General features: G+C 70.7%; 15 protein-coding genes. 13 read left to right on the top strand and 2 right to left on the bottom strand.

Annotation, left to right across the window (positions count from 1 at the left end):
- Positions 1-74: 74 nt before the first annotated feature.
- Positions 75-467 carry a VOC family protein gene (locus ACFVUT_RS12860; protein WP_389651831.1) on the top strand — a complete coding sequence of 131 codons (393 nt, stop codon included), beginning with the start codon at positions 75-77 and terminating at the stop codon, positions 465-467.
- Between the two features lie 19 nt (positions 468-486).
- Here ACFVUT_RS12860 and ACFVUT_RS12865 read toward each other — a convergent pair whose 3' ends face one another.
- Together ACFVUT_RS12865 and ACFVUT_RS12870 are read right to left on the bottom strand one after the other, a co-directional pair.
- Positions 487-1,194 carry a DUF6597 domain-containing transcriptional factor gene (locus ACFVUT_RS12865; RefSeq protein WP_389651828.1) on the bottom strand — a complete coding sequence of 236 codons (708 nt, stop codon included), beginning with the start codon at positions 1,192-1,194 and terminating at the stop codon, positions 487-489.
- 100 nt (positions 1,195-1,294) lie between these two features.
- Positions 1,295-2,470 (bottom strand): YihY/virulence factor BrkB family protein, encoded by a 1,176-nt coding sequence (locus tag ACFVUT_RS12870; RefSeq protein ID WP_389651825.1) that lies wholly within the window; start codon positions 2,468-2,470, stop codon positions 1,295-1,297.
- Positions 2,471-2,487: 17 nt separating this feature from the next.
- Between ACFVUT_RS12870 and ACFVUT_RS12875 the strand changes: the two genes are divergently transcribed.
- The 12 genes from ACFVUT_RS12875 (at position 2,488) to ACFVUT_RS12930 (ending at position 15,294) form a co-directional block, all read left to right on the top strand.
- Positions 2,488-4,125 carry an acyl-CoA dehydrogenase family protein gene (locus tag ACFVUT_RS12875; protein WP_389651822.1) on the top strand — a complete coding sequence of 546 codons (1,638 nt, stop codon included), beginning with the start codon at positions 2,488-2,490 and terminating at the stop codon, positions 4,123-4,125.
- A gap of 258 nt (positions 4,126-4,383) precedes the next feature.
- Entirely contained in the window at positions 4,384-5,664 is a 1,281-nt protein-coding gene (locus ACFVUT_RS12880; RefSeq protein ID WP_389651819.1) for a GAF domain-containing protein, read from the top strand.
- 197 nt (positions 5,665-5,861) lie between these two features.
- On the top strand, positions 5,862-6,452 hold the full coding sequence (locus tag ACFVUT_RS12885) for a GNAT family N-acetyltransferase (protein ID WP_389651816.1): 591 nt from the start codon (positions 5,862-5,864) through the stop codon (positions 6,450-6,452).
- Positions 6,453-6,820: 368 nt separating this feature from the next.
- A complete protein-coding gene (locus ACFVUT_RS12890) occupies positions 6,821-8,518 on the top strand; it encodes a nitrite/sulfite reductase (RefSeq protein ID WP_389651813.1) in 1,698 nt (565 codons plus the stop codon).
- Complete coding sequence (locus tag ACFVUT_RS12895; RefSeq protein ID WP_389651810.1) at positions 8,515-8,694, top strand: hypothetical protein; 180 nt, start codon at positions 8,515-8,517, stop codon at positions 8,692-8,694. The genes ACFVUT_RS12890 and ACFVUT_RS12895 overlap by 4 nt, the downstream gene beginning before the upstream one ends.
- Positions 8,691-9,407 (top strand): phosphoadenylyl-sulfate reductase, encoded by a 717-nt coding sequence (locus tag ACFVUT_RS12900; RefSeq protein WP_389651807.1) that lies wholly within the window; start codon positions 8,691-8,693, stop codon positions 9,405-9,407. Before ACFVUT_RS12895 ends, ACFVUT_RS12900 begins: the two co-directional genes overlap by 4 nt.
- Positions 9,408-9,430: 23 nt before the next feature.
- Positions 9,431-9,976, top strand: coding sequence for an adenylyl-sulfate kinase (gene cysC, locus ACFVUT_RS12905; RefSeq protein WP_389651804.1), 546 nt, complete (start codon positions 9,431-9,433; stop codon positions 9,974-9,976).
- Complete coding sequence (gene cysD / locus ACFVUT_RS12910) at positions 9,973-10,908, top strand: sulfate adenylyltransferase subunit CysD (RefSeq protein ID WP_389651801.1); 936 nt, start codon at positions 9,973-9,975, stop codon at positions 10,906-10,908. The genes cysC and cysD overlap by 4 nt, the downstream gene beginning before the upstream one ends.
- A 1-nt stretch (position 10,909) precedes the next feature.
- Positions 10,910-12,250, top strand: coding sequence for a sulfate adenylyltransferase subunit 1 (locus ACFVUT_RS12915; protein ID WP_389651798.1), 1,341 nt, complete (start codon positions 10,910-10,912; stop codon positions 12,248-12,250).
- A 234-nt stretch (positions 12,251-12,484) separates the two neighbouring features.
- Positions 12,485-13,600 carry an aliphatic sulfonate ABC transporter substrate-binding protein gene (locus ACFVUT_RS12920; protein ID WP_389651795.1) on the top strand — a complete coding sequence of 372 codons (1,116 nt, stop codon included), beginning with the start codon at positions 12,485-12,487 and terminating at the stop codon, positions 13,598-13,600.
- A 40-nt stretch (positions 13,601-13,640) separates the two neighbouring features.
- On the top strand, positions 13,641-14,429 hold the full coding sequence (locus ACFVUT_RS12925) for an ABC transporter ATP-binding protein (protein ID WP_389651792.1): 789 nt from the start codon (positions 13,641-13,643) through the stop codon (positions 14,427-14,429).
- The gene (locus ACFVUT_RS12930; protein ID WP_389651789.1) at positions 14,416-15,294 is read left to right on the top strand and encodes an ABC transporter permease; all 879 of its coding nucleotides are present in this window, start codon (positions 14,416-14,418) and stop codon (positions 15,292-15,294) included. Before ACFVUT_RS12925 ends, ACFVUT_RS12930 begins: the two co-directional genes overlap by 14 nt.
- The last annotated feature ends 7 nt before the right edge of the window (positions 15,295-15,301 follow it).

Below are 15,301 nucleotides of genomic sequence, written 5' to 3' on the forward strand. Positions count from 1 at the left end.
GCCGGGCCCGGGGCTCGCGGCCCCTGTCCGATTCCTGCAAGACCCGTGGCCCGGGCCCGGCCTACGGTCGGCACATGACTCCACGTATGGACGCGATCGGCATCATCACCGCGGATCTGGCCGCATCGCTCACCTTCTACCGCCGGCTCGGTCTCGACATCCCGGCCGGTGCGGAATCCGCACCTCATGTCGAAGTGACGCTCCCGGGCGGGCAGCGCCTGCTGTGGGACACCGAGGAGGTGGTCCGCTCGTTCGACCCGGGCCGGACCGCACCGCGCGGCGGCGAACGTCTCGGGCTCGCGTTCCTCTGCGACAGCCCGGCGGAGGTGGACGCGGTGTACGACGATCTGACCGGCGCCGGGTACCGGGGGCATCTGAAGCCGTGGGACGCGGTATGGGGGCAGCGTTACGCGATGGTCCTCGACCCGGACGGCTGCGTGGTGTCGCTGTTCGCGGGCAACGGCTGAGAGCCTGCCGGGTGACCTGTCACGAGGGCGCGAGGTGGGCGGTCAGGGTCGTTCCGGCCAGGTCGCGCATCTCCCGTGCGAGATGGGCCTGGTCGGCGCAGCCCGCCTCGACCGCCGCCTCGGCGTACGGCATTCCGGACCGTGCCAGGGCGAGCGCGCGCTGCAACCGCAGGACCCGGGCGAGCGTCTTGGGCCCGTAGCCGAAGGCCGCGAGTGAGCGGCGGTGCAGTTGACGGACGCCGAGGCCGACCGTACGCGCGGTGTCCGCGACCGGCCGTCCCGCGCCGAGCAGTGCGGCGACGGACCGCATCGCGGGGTCGGGCGGCACGGAACCGGCCGCCCGCCGCAGGGCCACGGCCTCCAGCGCGGCAGCGGGGTCGCAGGCTTCGGCAAGGCGCTCGTTGAGCTCGCGGACCGCGGCACCCGGCCACACGTCCGCCAGGTCCACCCGGCGGTCGCGCAGTTCGTGCGCCGGTACGCCGAGGAGTGCGGGGGCCGTGCCGGGCGCGAAACGGATGCCGGTGCACCGCCCGCCCGTCCAGGCGGCCGGTGTCACGGCCTGGGTGTCCGGGCCCGCGACGAGCAGCCGTCCGCCAATCCAGATCAGGTCCATGCAGCCGTCGGGCAGCACCGGACGGACCGGCCCTTCCGGCACGGCCAGTGTCCACACGGTGGCGCCGTCGAACCGCGACGCCCACTCCTCGTATCCGTCGCCCGTGCCGCCCAAGCCCCGTCCCTCCGCTCGACACCGCCGCCTCGCCCGAGGACGTCCGCACGGGCCGCAGCCGTCCGACGGACTGTCCGGCTCGTCCGCCCTGTCCGTCCTGTCAGTCCTGTCCGTCCTGCTTGTCCGTCCTGCCTGTCCTGTCCGTCTCCTTGTCGCGGCCCGGCTGGAGCCGGGACTTCACGTCGTCGGGCGGCAGGAACCTCGACCAGCGCTCCGGGAACTCGGACGGCATGTAGGGGCTGTCCCCTTCGTCGTCGTCCTCGTCGTCCTCGTCGTCCCGGTTGTCCGCCTGGGCCCGCGCGACGAGTTCCGCGGCCTGGGCCGTCCGGACCCGGTCGTTGGCCGCGCGTGCCGCGGCCGTCGCCAGCGAGGGCCACACCCGGTCGATGGCGGCGTTCACCGCGGCTCCGACCAGCACCGCGAACGCGGAGATACCGATCCACAGCAGGACGGCGATCGGGGCCGCCAGCGAACCGTAGATCGTCGGCCCCTCGACCGTACTGGTGAGGTAGATCCGCAGCAAGAAGCTGCCGAGCACCCACATCGCGAGCGCCACCAGCGCACCCGGCATGTCCTCGACCCACGGCGAACGGACCGGTACGGACACGTGGTAGAGCGTCGTCAGGAACGCGATCGACAGCAGGATCACCAACGGCCAGTACAGGACGCTGATGACTTCGGTACCCCACGGGATGAGCTCCACGACCCGGTCGGGGCCGACGACGAGCAGCGGCAGCACGACGGCACCGAGCAGCAGCGCGACGACGTACAGCAGGAAGGAGAGGAGCCGCGTCTTGACGATGCCGCGATGGCCGTCGAGGCCGTACATCACCGTGATCGTGTCGATGAAGACATTGACCGCGCGGGAGCCGGACCAGAGCGCGATCGCGAAGCCCAGGGAGATGACGTCGGGCCGGGCGCCGGTGGTGACGTCCGCCAGGAGCGGTTTGGCGAAGTCGTTCACACCCCGTTCGCTGAGCACCGTCTGCGCCGCGTTGAGGATGTTGCGTTCGAGGGAGGCGACCGTGGTGGTGTTGGTCCACTCGTCGACGTATCCGAGCAGGCCGATCAGGCCGAGGAGCAGCGGGGGCAGGGACAGCAGGGTGAAGAACGCCGCCTCGGCGGCGAGTCCCAGAATGCGGTACTCCATGCACGAGTTGACGGTGTCCTTGAGCAACCGCCAGGCCATCTGCCGCATGGATACGTTGCGGTAGAGGACTCGGGCCCGATGGAGCCGACCCGGTGGCCGCTCGGGTGTTTCATTTGCTGCCTGCACATCCTTACCGTATCCGCATGGCAGCCACCACCCACACAGTGTCCAATCAGGTACCGCCGCTGGTCGGCTACGACGTCTTCGGCGCCGACCGTGCGCTCACCGAGGCGGTCCGGCGTCATCTGCCGGCCGAGCTCCACGCCGAGGTCCGGGACGAACTCGGCGAACTGGGCAGAGCCGCGGGCTCTGCGCAGGCGCAGGCGTGGGGGGCGCAGGCGAACGAGAATCCGCCGGTACTGCACACCCACGACCGGTACGGGAACCGCATCGACGAGGTGGAGTTCCATCCGGCCTGGCACCGGCTGCTGGGCCATGCGGTCTCCGCGGGTCTGACCGACGCCTGGGGCAGGCCCGGCGGCCATGTGCGGCGGGCGGCCGGTTTCCTGGTGTGGACGCAGGCCGAGGCGGGGCACGGCTGCCCGTTGTCGATGACCCACGCGGCGGTGCCCGCGCTGCGCACCGATCCGGCGCTGGCGGCCGAGTGGGAGCCGCTGCTGACGTCCACGGTGTACGAGCAGGAGCTGCGGCCCGCCGCGCAGAAGGCCGGTGCGCTGTTCGGGATGGGCATGACGGAGAAGCAGGGCGGCACGGACGTACAGTCCAACTCGACGCGCGCCGAGCCGCTGGCGACCGAGGGTGAGTATCTGCTCACGGGGCACAAGTGGTTCTGTTCCGCGCCGATGTCGGACGCCTTCCTGGTGCTGGCGCAGGCGCCCGGGGGCCTGACGTGTTTCCTGCTGCCCCGGGTGCTGCCCGACGGCACGCGCAACACGTTCGCGATCCAGCGGCTGAAGGACAAGCTCGGCAACCGGTCCAATGCGTCGAGCGAGGTCGAGTTCGACGGTACGTGGGCCCGCCGGGTCGGCGACGAGGGGCGCGGGGTGCGCACCATCATCGAGATGGTGGCGGCGACCCGGCTGGACTGTGTGGTCGGTTCGGCGGCACTGATGCGGCAGGCGGCGGCGCAGGCGATCCACCACTGCGCCCATCGCAGCGCGTTCGGCGGGCTGCTGATCGAGAAGCCGCTGATGCGCAACGTACTGGCCGATCTTGCGCTGGAGTCGGAGGCGGCCACGGTGCTGGCGCTGCGGCTGGCGGCGGCGTACGACGCCGGGTCGGAGAGCGAGTCGGCCTTCCTGCGGATCGCGGTGCCGGCGGCGAAGTACTGGGTGACGAAGCGGTGCACTCCGATGGTGGGTGAGGCGCTGGAGTGTCTGGGCGGCAATGGTTACGTCGAGGAGTCGTCGATGCCTCGGCTGCTGCGCGAGGCCCCGCTCAACTCGATCTGGGAGGGCTCGGGAAACGTACAGGCGCTGGACGTGCTGCGGGCGCTGCAGCGGGAACCGCTCGCGCTGGACGCGTTCCTCCAGGAGGTGGGCAGGGCGCGCGGCGCCGATCACCGGCTGGACGGAGCGATCAAGGACATGCTGACGGAGCTGGCCGATCTGAGCGGCATCGAGGCGCGGGCCCGTCGGCTGGTCGAACGGATGGCTCTGGTGCTCCAGGGCTCACTGCTGGTGCGCTGGGCGCCGCCCGAGGTCGCCGACGCGTTCTGCGCGTCACGGCTCGGCGGGGACTGGGGCGCGGCCTTCGGGACGCTGCCGCACAGCCTCGATCTGGCATCGGTCGTGGAACGGGCGCGGCCCGTGGAGGACTGACACGCGTCGGGCCACCGGGGTCCAGCAACGGAGGGTGGTGCTGCGCCGACACGGCACCACCCTCCATGCTGTGCGCACCGAACGGCGGAGCACAGGCGCCGCTGTACGGTGTTCCGTCACTCTCGTACGGACCCGCACTCTCTCGCCAGAGTTGCAAAGGGTTGCAACCATTGTGCGGAGTGCGCAGTATCGGGCTCCGAGCAGCGGGCAGGATGGACCCGAGGGCCGTCGAGCGGCCCCGGCATCTGGGGGGATGAAGTGGAGACAAGCGCCGCCGAGGTGACGCGGCCGGTCGCGCCGCAGTCCGCCCAGGCCCTCCGCCTGAACCACCGGGCCAGGGAGGCGGCGTTGGCGGGCGAGGATGCGCCGAGTGCTCCGCGGGCGGAGATCGGCGCCTCGTGGGCGCGGGCGGTGCGCAGCGGTGTCGACCCGGATCAGTCCGTCGAGAGCACGCTGCTGAAGACGGACGAGATCGAGCACCGGCGCCGGAGCTCGACGCTGGGCGAGGTGATGTCGCTGCTGAGCGAGAGCCTGGTCTCCCTGGTGGACGCCGCGCAGCAGATCGTGGTGGTCACCGATGTGGAGGGCCGGGTGCTGTGGCGCCAGGGCAACACGGGGGTGCTGCGCCGGGCCGACAGCATCTGTCTGGCGGAGGGCGCGGCCTGGGCCGAGACGAGCATGGGAACGAACGCGATCGGTACGGCGATCGTCTCGCGCACACCGGTCCAGGTCCATTCGTCGGAGCACTTCGTGCGCCGTCTGCACAACTGGACGTGTGCGGCGGCCCCGGTCCGTGATCCGCGGGACGGCCGGCTGATCGGCACCGTCGACATCAGCGGTGCGGTGTCCACGTTCCATCCGACCTCGCTCGCGCTGGTCGGTTCGGTCGCACGGCTGGCCGAGAGCGAGATCAGGAACCGTCATCGGCAGGCGATCGACCGGCTGCGGTCGGTGGCGGCGCCGCTGCTGTGCCGGCTGGGCGGGCGGGCCCTGGCGGTGGACGCCCATGGCTGGATCGCCGCGGTGACGGGGATGCCGCCGACCGACCGGCTGCCGCTGCCCAAGTCGTTACGGCCGGGGCCGGTGTGGCTGCCGTCCCTCGGCATGTGCCGGGTCGAGCCGCTGCCCGGCGGCTGGCTGGTGCAGGTCACGGACGCGCTCGCGGACGGTCCGCCGCGGCGGGTGGTGCTGGATCTGAGCCGGCCGCGCGGACTCACGGTCAGCGTCGTGAGCGCGGCGGGCACCTGCACGCAGCGTCTCTCCCCGCGCCATGCCGAGATGCTGTACGCCCTGGCGCTGCACCGCGAGGGGCGGACGGCGTCCGAGCTGGCCCAGGACATCTTCGGCGACGCGTCCCGGACGGTGACGGTGCGGGCGGAGATCTCCCGGATACGCCGCCGTCTCGCGGAGGTCCTCGCACACCGCCCGTACCGCTTCGGCGAGGGGGTCGAGGTGGAGGTGATCCACCCGGATCATCCGGCCGATCTGCTGCCGCGCTCGACGGCTCCGGTGGTGGTCGGTGCGCGTACGGCCGTGTAGCGGCGCGCGGGGCGGTGCGTACGGCCGCGTGGCGGCGCGCGGGGCGGTGCGTACGGCCGCGTGGCGGCGCGCGGGGCGGTGCGTACGGCCGCGTGGCGGCGCGCGGGGCGACGGGCTCCGCCGCTCGTGGGGCGTCCGCTGTCCGGCCCCCGGTAACGGCTTGGTTCCCGGCCGCGCGGCATGGTTGCCTGGCAGCCATGAACAGCCCCGCGCACACCGCCCCCACCACCGAGGTGACCGTCTGGTCCCTGGAACAGACCTCCCCCGACGACCTGCGCCCCGCCGCGGTCCCGGACGGGGACGTGACGATCGTCCGGTCCGGAACCCCGCTGCCCGAGTTCAGCCGGTTCCTCTACACGGCGGTCGGCGGCGACATCCAGTGGACGGACCGGCTCACGCTGACGTACGGGCAGTGGCGGGAGGTCCTGGACCGGCCCGGGGCGGAGACCTGGGTGGCGTACGAGAACGGCACCCCGGCCGGATACATCGAGCTGGACCCGCAGGACGACGGCGTGGTCGAGATCATGTACTTCGGGCTGATACCCGCCTTCCGGGGGCGCCGGATCGGCGGCCATCTGCTCGCGCACGGCGTCGCCCGCGCCTGGGACCTGGCGGACCGGTGGCCGGAGCGGACGCCGACGAAGCGGGTGTGGCTGCACACGTGTTCCAAGGACGGCCCGCACGCCATGGACAATTATCTGCGGCGCGGCTTCACACTCTTCGCCACGAAGGTGGAGGTGGAGCCGGAGGTGGCGACGCCGGGACCGTGGCCGGGGGCGGCACGGTAGCCGCGGACGGCGATCGGCGGCGACAGGTGGGGGGATTGCGGGCATTAAGGATGGGACGACCCCGGCAGGACGAGTGACGGCCACCACAGCGTCTCGCATCACGGGACGCCTCCGTCCACATCATGGATAGTGGTGGACTGCTCCGAGACTCGCGTGACACGCTTCCGTCATGTCTGGAACTGGAATTGCCTTGGTGAGTCGACGCCACGTCGACTTCGGCCGCATGTCCAGCGCCATCTGTCCGGCGAGCTGAGAGTCCCAGCACCGCCGCGATCCCCCTTTCCTCTGCACCCACCGCGCACCGCCGCGCCTCCGCGCGAGTGTGCGGCTCAGAGCCGCCCACCTGCAGTCCCGAAGGACGTACTGTCATGGCCGCCACCCCGGAACAGCCTGCGACCACCACGCCCCGCCGCAAGGCCGGACGCCACCGTGGCGAAGGCCAGTGGGCCGTGGGGCACCACACCCCGCTCAACGGCAATGAACAGTTCAAGAAGGACGACGACGGTCTCAACGTACGGACGCGCATTGAGACGATCTACTCCAAGCGCGGCTTCGACTCGATCGACCCCAACGACCTCCGTGGACGCATGCGCTGGTGGGGGCTCTACACCCAGCGCAAGCCCGGCATCGACGGCGGCAAGACCGCGATCCTGGAGCCGGAGGAGCTGGACGACCGGTACTTCATGCTGCGCGTCCGGATCGACGGCGGGCGGCTGACCGCCGCGCAGCTGCGGGTGATCGGCGAGATCTCGCAGGAGTACGCGCGAGGCACCGCGGACATCACCGACCGGCAGAACATCCAGCTCCACTGGATCCGCATCGAGGACGTCCCGGCGATCTGGGAGAAGCTGGAGGCCGTCGGGCTCTCCACCACCGAGGCGTGCGGCGACTGCCCCCGCGTGATCATCGGCTCCCCCGTGGCGGGCATCGCCGCCGACGAGATCATCGACGGAACCCCGGCGGTCGACGAGATCCACGACCGCTACATCGGCAACAAGGAATTCTCCAACCTGCCGCGCAAGTTCAAGACCGCGATCTCGGGCTCGCCCGTGCAGGACGTGGTCCACGAGATCAACGACATCGCGTTCGTCGGCGTGGTCCACCCCGAGCACGGCCCGGGCTTCGACGTCTGGGTCGGTGGCGGGCTCTCGACCAACCCGCGGCTCGCCGAGCGGCTGGGCACCTGGGTGCCGCTCGACGAGGTTCCTGACGTCTGGGCCGGAGTCGTCGGCATCTTCCGTGACTACGGGTACCGGCGGCTGCGCAACCGTGCCCGTCTGAAGTTCCTGATGGCCGACTGGGGGCCGGCGAAGTTCCGCCAGGTGCTGGAGGACGAGTACCTGAAGCGCCCATTGCTCGACGGTCCCGCTCCCCAGCAGCCCAGCTCCCGCTGGCGCGACCACGTCGGCGTCCACCAGCAGCAGGACGGCCGTTTCTACGTCGGGTTCGCCCCCAGGGTCGGCCGCGTGGACGGCTCCACCCTGGCCAAGATCGCCGACCTCGCCGCCGCGCACGGCTCGGACCGGCTGCGCACCACCGTCGAGCAGAAGATGCTCATCCTGGACGTGGCGCAGGACCAGGTGGACTCCCTGGTCGCCGGTCTGGAGGCGCTCGACTTCCAGGTGAAGCCCTCCCCGTTCCGCCGCGGCACGATGGCCTGCACCGGCATCGAGTTCTGCAAACTGGCGATCGTCGAGACGAAGGCGCGCGGCGCGGCGCTGATCGACGAACTGGAGCGCCGCCTGCCGGACTTCGAGGAGCCGCTCACCATCAACATCAACGGCTGCCCCAACGCCTGCGCCCGCATCCAGACCGCGGACATCGGTCTCAAGGGCCAGCTCGTCCTGGACGCCGACGGCAACCAGGTCGAGGGCTACCAGGTGCACCTGGGCGGCGCGCTGGGCCTGGAGGCCGGGTTCGGCCGCAAGGTCCGTGGCCTGAAGGTCACTTCGGCCGAACTGCCGGACTACGTCGAGCGGGTGCTGAAGCGGTTCCAGGAGCAGCGCGAGGACGGCGAGCGGTTCGCGACCTGGGCGGCCCGGGCCGGTGCGGAGTCGCTGTCATGAGCGAACGCGCCGCCCCGTTCCACTGCCCGTACTGCGGCGACGAGGACCTGCGCCCGCACGAGAGCGGGCACGGGGCCTGGGAATGTGCTTCCTGCAACCGCGCGTTCCAGCTGAAGTTCCTCGGGCTGCTGACCCGGGGACTGACGCGCAACGACGTGGAAGGGGACGCGACATGACGGACACCCTGCAGACCGGAGAGCTCACCTCGGACGCCCTCCAGGAGCTGGCCGGGCGCGCGGGCCGGGAGCTGGAGGACGCCTCCGCGCCGGAGATCCTCCAGTGGGCCGCCGACACGTTCGGCAAGCGCTTCTGCGTCACCTCCTCGATGGAGGACGCGGTCGTGGCGCACCTCGCCTCCCGCGCCCTCCCGGGCGTCGACGTGGTCTTCCTCGACACCGGCTACCACTTCCCGGAGACGATCGGCACCCGGGACGCGGTCGAAGCGGTGATGGACGTCCACGTCATCACCCTGACCCCGCGGCAGACCGTGGCCGAGCAGGACGCCGCGTACGGACCGAAGCTGCACGACCGCGACCCCGACCTGTGCTGCAAGCTGCGGAAGGTCAAGCCCCTTGAGGAGGGCCTGACCTCGTACGCGGCCTGGGCGACCGGGCTGCGCCGCGACGAGTCCCCCACCCGGGCGGGCACCCCGGTCGTCGGCTGGGACGCGAAGCGGCAGAAGGTGAAGGTCTCCCCGATCGCCCGCTGGACGCAGGACGACGTCGACGCGTACGTGGCGGAGCACGGCGTTCTCACCAACCCGCTGCTGATGGACGGTTACGCCTCCGTGGGCTGCGCGCCCTGCACCCGCCGGGTGCTGGAGGGCGAGGACGCACGCGCCGGACGCTGGGCCGGCCGGGGCAAGACCGAGTGCGGGCTGCACGGCTGATGACGACTGATCAGGAGATATCGATGAGCGTGACGGAGACGGGTGCCACCATCTGGCTGACCGGTCTGCCGAGCGCGGGCAAGACCACCATCGCGTACGAACTCGCCGGGCGGCTGCGCGGCGAGGGCCACCGCGTGGAGGTGCTCGACGGCGACGAGATCCGGGAATTCCTCTCCGCGGGGCTCGGCTTCTCCCGCGAGGACCGCGACACCAACGTCCAGCGGATCGGTTTCGTCTCCGAGCTGCTGGCGGCCAACGGCGTGAAGGTACTGGTTCCCGTCATCGCCCCGTACGCGGACAGCAGGGACGCGGTGCGGGGGCGGCACCAGAGCGAGGGCACCGCATATCTGGAGGTGCATGTCGCGACGCCGGTCGAGGTGTGCTCCGCACGCGATGTGAAGGGGCTCTACGCGAAGCAGGCGGCGGGCGAGATCAGCGGTCTCACCGGGGTCGACGACCCGTACGAGACGCCCGAGTCGCCCGACCTGCGGATCGAGTCGCACCGGCAGACCGTGCAGGAGTCCGCGGCGGAGCTGTACGCGCTGCTGAGCGAGAGGGGTGCAGTGTGACGAGCGTCGCGACCGTGTCGGAGGGCACCGGCCATCCGTACGCCCTCAGCCACCTGGACTCCCTGGAGTCCGAGGCGGTGCACATCTTCCGTGAGGTGGCGGGTGAGTTCGAACGGCCGGTGATCCTGTTCTCCGGCGGCAAGGACTCCATCGTGATGCTGCATCTGGCGCTGAAGGCGTTCGCGCCCGCGCCGGTGCCGTTCGCGCTGCTGCACGTCGACACCGGGCACAACTTCCCCGAGGTGCTGGACTACCGCGACCGGGCGGTGGCCCGGCACGGGCTGCGGCTCCACGTCGCTTCCGTGCAGGAGTACATCGACGCCGGGAAGCTGCGCGAACGCCCGGACGGCACTCGCAACCCGTTGCAGACCGTGCCGCTGACCGAGGCGATCCAGCAGCACCGCTTCGACGCCGTGTTCGGCGGCGGACGGCGGGACGAGGAGAAGGCCCGCGCCAAGGAGCGGGTCTTCTCGCTGCGCGACGAGTTCTCCCAGTGGGATCCGCGCCGCCAGCGCCCCGAACTCTGGCAGCTCTACAACGGGCGGCACGCCCCCGGTGAGCACGTCCGGGTCTTCCCGATCTCCAACTGGACCGAGCTGGACGTCTGGCAGTACATCGAGCGCGAGGGCATCGAGCTGCCGGAGATCTACTTCGCCCATGAGCGCGAGGTCTTCAACCGTTCCGGCATGTGGCTGACCGCCGGTGACTGGGGCGGCCCCGGGGAGGGCGAGCGGGTCGAGACGCGGCAGGTGCGCTACCGCACGGTCGGCGACATGTCCTGCACCGGCGCCGTCGACTCGGACGCGACGACGCTGACCGCCGTGATCAGCGAGATCGCCGCGTCCCGGCTCACCGAGCGGGGCGCGACGCGTGCCGACGACAAGATGTCCGAGGCCGCGATGGAAGACCGCAAGCGCGAGGGGTACTTCTAAGATGACCACACCCACCCAGCACGCAGAGCAGTCGTCGACCACCACCCTGCTGCGGTTCGCCACCGCGGGGTCCGTCGACGACGGCAAGTCCACCCTCGTGGGACGTCTGCTGCACGACTCCAAGTCGGTCCTCACCGATCAGCTGGAGGCCGTCGAGCACGCCTCGCGCAACCGGGGCCAGGAGACGCCGGACCTGGCGCTCCTCACGGACGGGCTGCGGGCCGAGCGCGAGCAGGGCATCACCATCGACGTCGCCTACCGCTACTTCGCGACCCAGCGCCGCCGGTTCATCCTGGCCGACACCCCGGGACATGTGCAGTACACCCGGAACATGGTGACGGGCGCCTCGACGGCCGAGCTGGCCGTCGTCCTGGTCGACGCCCGCAACGGTGTCGTCGAGCAGACCCGCCGCCATGCCGCGGTCGCCGCGCTGCTGCGGGTGCCCCATGTGGTGCTGGCCGTCAACAAGATGGACCTGGTCGACTACGCGGAGCCGGTCTTCGCCGCCATCGCCGAGGAGTTCACCGCGTACGCCGCCTCGCTCGGCGTCCCGGAGATCACCACGATCCCGATCTCCGCGCTGGCCGGTGACAACGTCGTGGAGCCGTCCTCCCACATGGACTGGTACGGCGGCCCCACCGTCCTGGAACACCTGGAGACGGTGCCGGTCAGCCACGACCTCACCGCCTGCCACGCCCGCTTCCCCGTCCAGTACGTCATCCGGCCGCAGACCGCCGAGCACCCCGACTACCGGGGATACGCGGGCCAGATAGCGGCCGGCGCGTTCCGCGTCGGCGAGACCGTCACCGTCCTGCCCTCGGGCCGTACGTCGACGGTCGCGGCGATCGACGCGCTCGGCGAGAGCGTCGACACCGCCTGGGCGCCCCAGTCGGTGACGATCCGGCTGGCCGACGACATCGACATCTCGCGCGGCGACCTGATCGCCCCGGCCGACGACGCACCGGCCGTGACCCAGGATGTCGAGGCGACCGTCTGCCACGTCGCCGACCAGCCGCTCACCGTCGGCCAGCGGGTGCTGCTCAAGCACACCACCCGCACGGTCAAGGCGATCGTCAAGGACATCCCCTCGCGCCTCACGCTGGACGACCTCTCCCAGCACCCGGCGCCCGGCCGGCTCGTCGCCAACGACATCGGCCGGGTCGTCGTCCGTACCGCGGAGCCGCTCGCCCTCGACGCCTACGCGGACTCCCGGCGCACCGGTTCCTTCCTCCTGATCGACCCGGCCGACGGCACGACGCTGACGGCCGGCATGGCCGGTACCTCGTTCGCCGCCGCGGACGAGCCCGAGGCCACCGACGACGACGCCGCATGGGACTTCTGATGAGTATCGACATCTACTCCACGTTCGCGAAGGAGGGCGGCCGCGTCGGCAGCGGCGCCCTCGGCAGCGGCCAGGGCGGGGTCGCACGATGTGCGCGCTGACGTACGCGCACTGCCTGCGCGCCCGCTTGCACCAACCGCAACGCCAGTTCAGACGAAGACCTGCCGACTTCCCGGCCGCGTCCCCGTAATCCCGAGGGACGCGAGCACCGGGCCAACGAGAGGAAAGCCTCCCGTGCCTGCCCCCCGTACCACGCTCCGCCGCAGCCTCGCCGCTGCCGCCGCCCTGCCGCTGCTCGCCGTGGCGCTCACCGCCTGCGGCTACGGCTCCGACGCGAAGGACGACGACTCCAAGAAGTCGGACGTCGCCGCCGACGCGAAGAAGCTCTCCACGGACACCGTGCGGATCGGCTACTTCCCGAACCTCACGCACGCCACCGCGCTGGTCGGCGACCAGGAGGGCATCTTCCAGAAGGAACTGGGCGGCACCAAGCTGAAGACGTCGCAGTTCAACGCCGGGCCCTCCGAGATCGAGGCGCTCAACGCCAACTCGATCGACATCGGCTTCATCGGCCCGTCCCCCTCCATCAACGGCTACACCAAGTCCAAGGGCAAGAGCCTGCGAATCATCGGCGGTTCGGCCTCCGGCGGCGTGAAGCTGGTCGTCAACCCCAAGAAGATCAAGACCCTGGACGACCTCAAGGGCAAGAAGATAGCCACCCCGCAGCTCGGCAACACGCAGGACGTGGCGTTCCTCAACTGGATCTCGGAGAAGGGCTGGAAGGTCGACGCCCAGAGCGGCAAGGGCGACGTCTCCGTGGTCCGTACGGACAACAAGGTGACCCCGGACGCCTACAAGTCCGGTTCCATCGACGGTGCCTGGGTTCCCGAGCCCACCGCGTCCAAGCTGGTCGCCGAGGGCGCGAAGGAACTGCTCGACGAGTCGACGCTGTGGCCGGACAACAAGTTCGTGATCACGAACATCATCGTGTCGCAGAAGTTCCTCAGCGAACACCCGGACGTCGTCGAGGCGGTGCTGCGCGGCTCGGTGAAGACCAACGCGTGGATCAACGCCAACCCGGACAAGGCGAAGGCCTCCGCCAACGCCGCGCTCGAGGAGCTGACCGGCAAGCCGCTGCCCGCCGAGATCATCGACCCGGCGTGGAAGTCGATCGAGATCACCGACGACCCGCTGGCCGCCACGCTCGACGCGGAGGCCGAGCACGCGGTGAAGGCCGGTCTGCTGGAGAAGCCGGACCTCACCGGGATCTATGACCTGAAGCCGCTGAACAAGGTCCTGAAGGCCGCGGGCAAGCCCGAGGTCGCCGACGCCGGTCTCGGCGTCAAGTAAGCCGCCCGAACCCGAATCGGATTCCCAGGAGGTGACGACCATGGCGACCACCCTCACCAAGGACGAGGACCGTACAGCGGTCGGGCACGCCGCCCGCATCACGCACGTCTCCAAGTCCTTCGGCGGACCACAGGGGCAGCAGCCCGTCCTCGACGACATCACGCTCGATGTCGCACCGGGCGAGTTCGTCACCCTCCTGGGAGCCTCCGGGTGCGGAAAGTCGACACTGCTCAACCTGGTGGCCGGACTCGACCGCCCGACCGCGGGGTCCATCGAGACCCCCGGCGGGCGGCCGGCCCTGATGTTCCAGGAGCACGCCCTGTTCCCGTGGCTGACCGCGGGCAAGAACATCGAACTCGCGCTGCGGCTGCGCGGCGTGGCCAAGTCGGAGCGCCGCACGGAAGCGGAGCGGCTGCTCGAACTCGTCCGGCTGGGCGACGCGTACAAGAAGCGTGTGCATGAACTCTCGGGCGGTATGCGGCAGCGGGTGGCGATGGCCCGCGCCCTCGCCCAGGACAGTCAACTGCTCCTGATGGACGAGCCGTTCGCCGCGCTCGACGCCATCACCCGGGATGTGCTGCACGACGAGCTGACCCGGATCTGGCGCGAGACGAACGTCTCGGTCCTCTTCGTCACCCACAATGTGCGCGAGGCGGTGCGGCTCGCCGAACGGGTCGTCCTGCTGTCGTCCCGCCCCGGCAGGATCGCCCGTGAGTGGACGGTCGACATCCAGCAGCCGCGCCGTATCGAGGACAACGCGGTCGCGGAGCTGTCCGTCGAGATCACCGAACAACTGCGTGGGGAGATCCGCCGTCATGGCCAGCACTGACACGAAGCCCGACGATCTGGCCGGCCTGGAGGCCGGGCTCGACGCGCTGGACGCCGTGCAGGTGCGCCGCACACCGGTGCGCGAGGTGCTGGTGAAGAAGGTGCTGCCGCCGGTGCTGGCGGTGGCGCTGGTGCTCATCGTCTGGCAGTTGCTCGTCGAGGCCCAGGTCACCGACGACTACAAGCTGCCGTCACCGGGCGCGGTGTGGGACAGCGCGTCCGACATGTGGCGGCAGGGCACACTCCTGGAGGTCGTCTGGACCAGCATCTCTCGCGGCCTGCTCGGCTTCCTGATGGCCGTGGCCATCGGTACGCCGCTGGGCCTGCTGGTCGCCCGGGTGAAGTTCGTACGGGCCGCGATCGGGCCGATCCTGTCCGGGCTCCAGTCCCTGCCGTCGGTCGCCTGGGTGGCCCCGGCCGTGATCTGGCTCGGGCTGAACGACAAGATGATGTACGCCGTGATCCTGCTGGGCGCCGTCCCCTCGGTCGCCAACGGGCTGGTCTCCGGCGTCGACCAGGTGCCGCCGCTGTTCCTCAGGGCGGGGCGTACGCTGGGCGCGACCGGGCTGCGCGGGACCTGGCACATCATCCTTCCGGCCGCACTGCCCGGCTATCTGGCAGGTCTGAAGCAGGGCTGGGCGTTCTCCTGGCGCTCGCTGATGGCTGCCGAGATCATCGCCTCCTCCCCCGATCTCGGCCTGGGACTCGGTCAGTTGCTGGAGAACGGCCGTAACAACGCGGACATGCCCGGCGTCTTCCTCGCGATCCTCCTGATCCTGTTCGTCGGCATCGCGATCGACCTGCTGATCTTCAGTCCGCTGGAGCGGTGGGTGCTGCGCAGCCGCGGTCTCCTCGTGAAGAGCTGAGCCCCGC

Source organism: Streptomyces sp. NPDC058051 (assembly GCF_042885475.1).
Classification (GTDB): domain Bacteria; phylum Actinomycetota; class Actinomycetes; order Streptomycetales; family Streptomycetaceae; genus Streptomyces.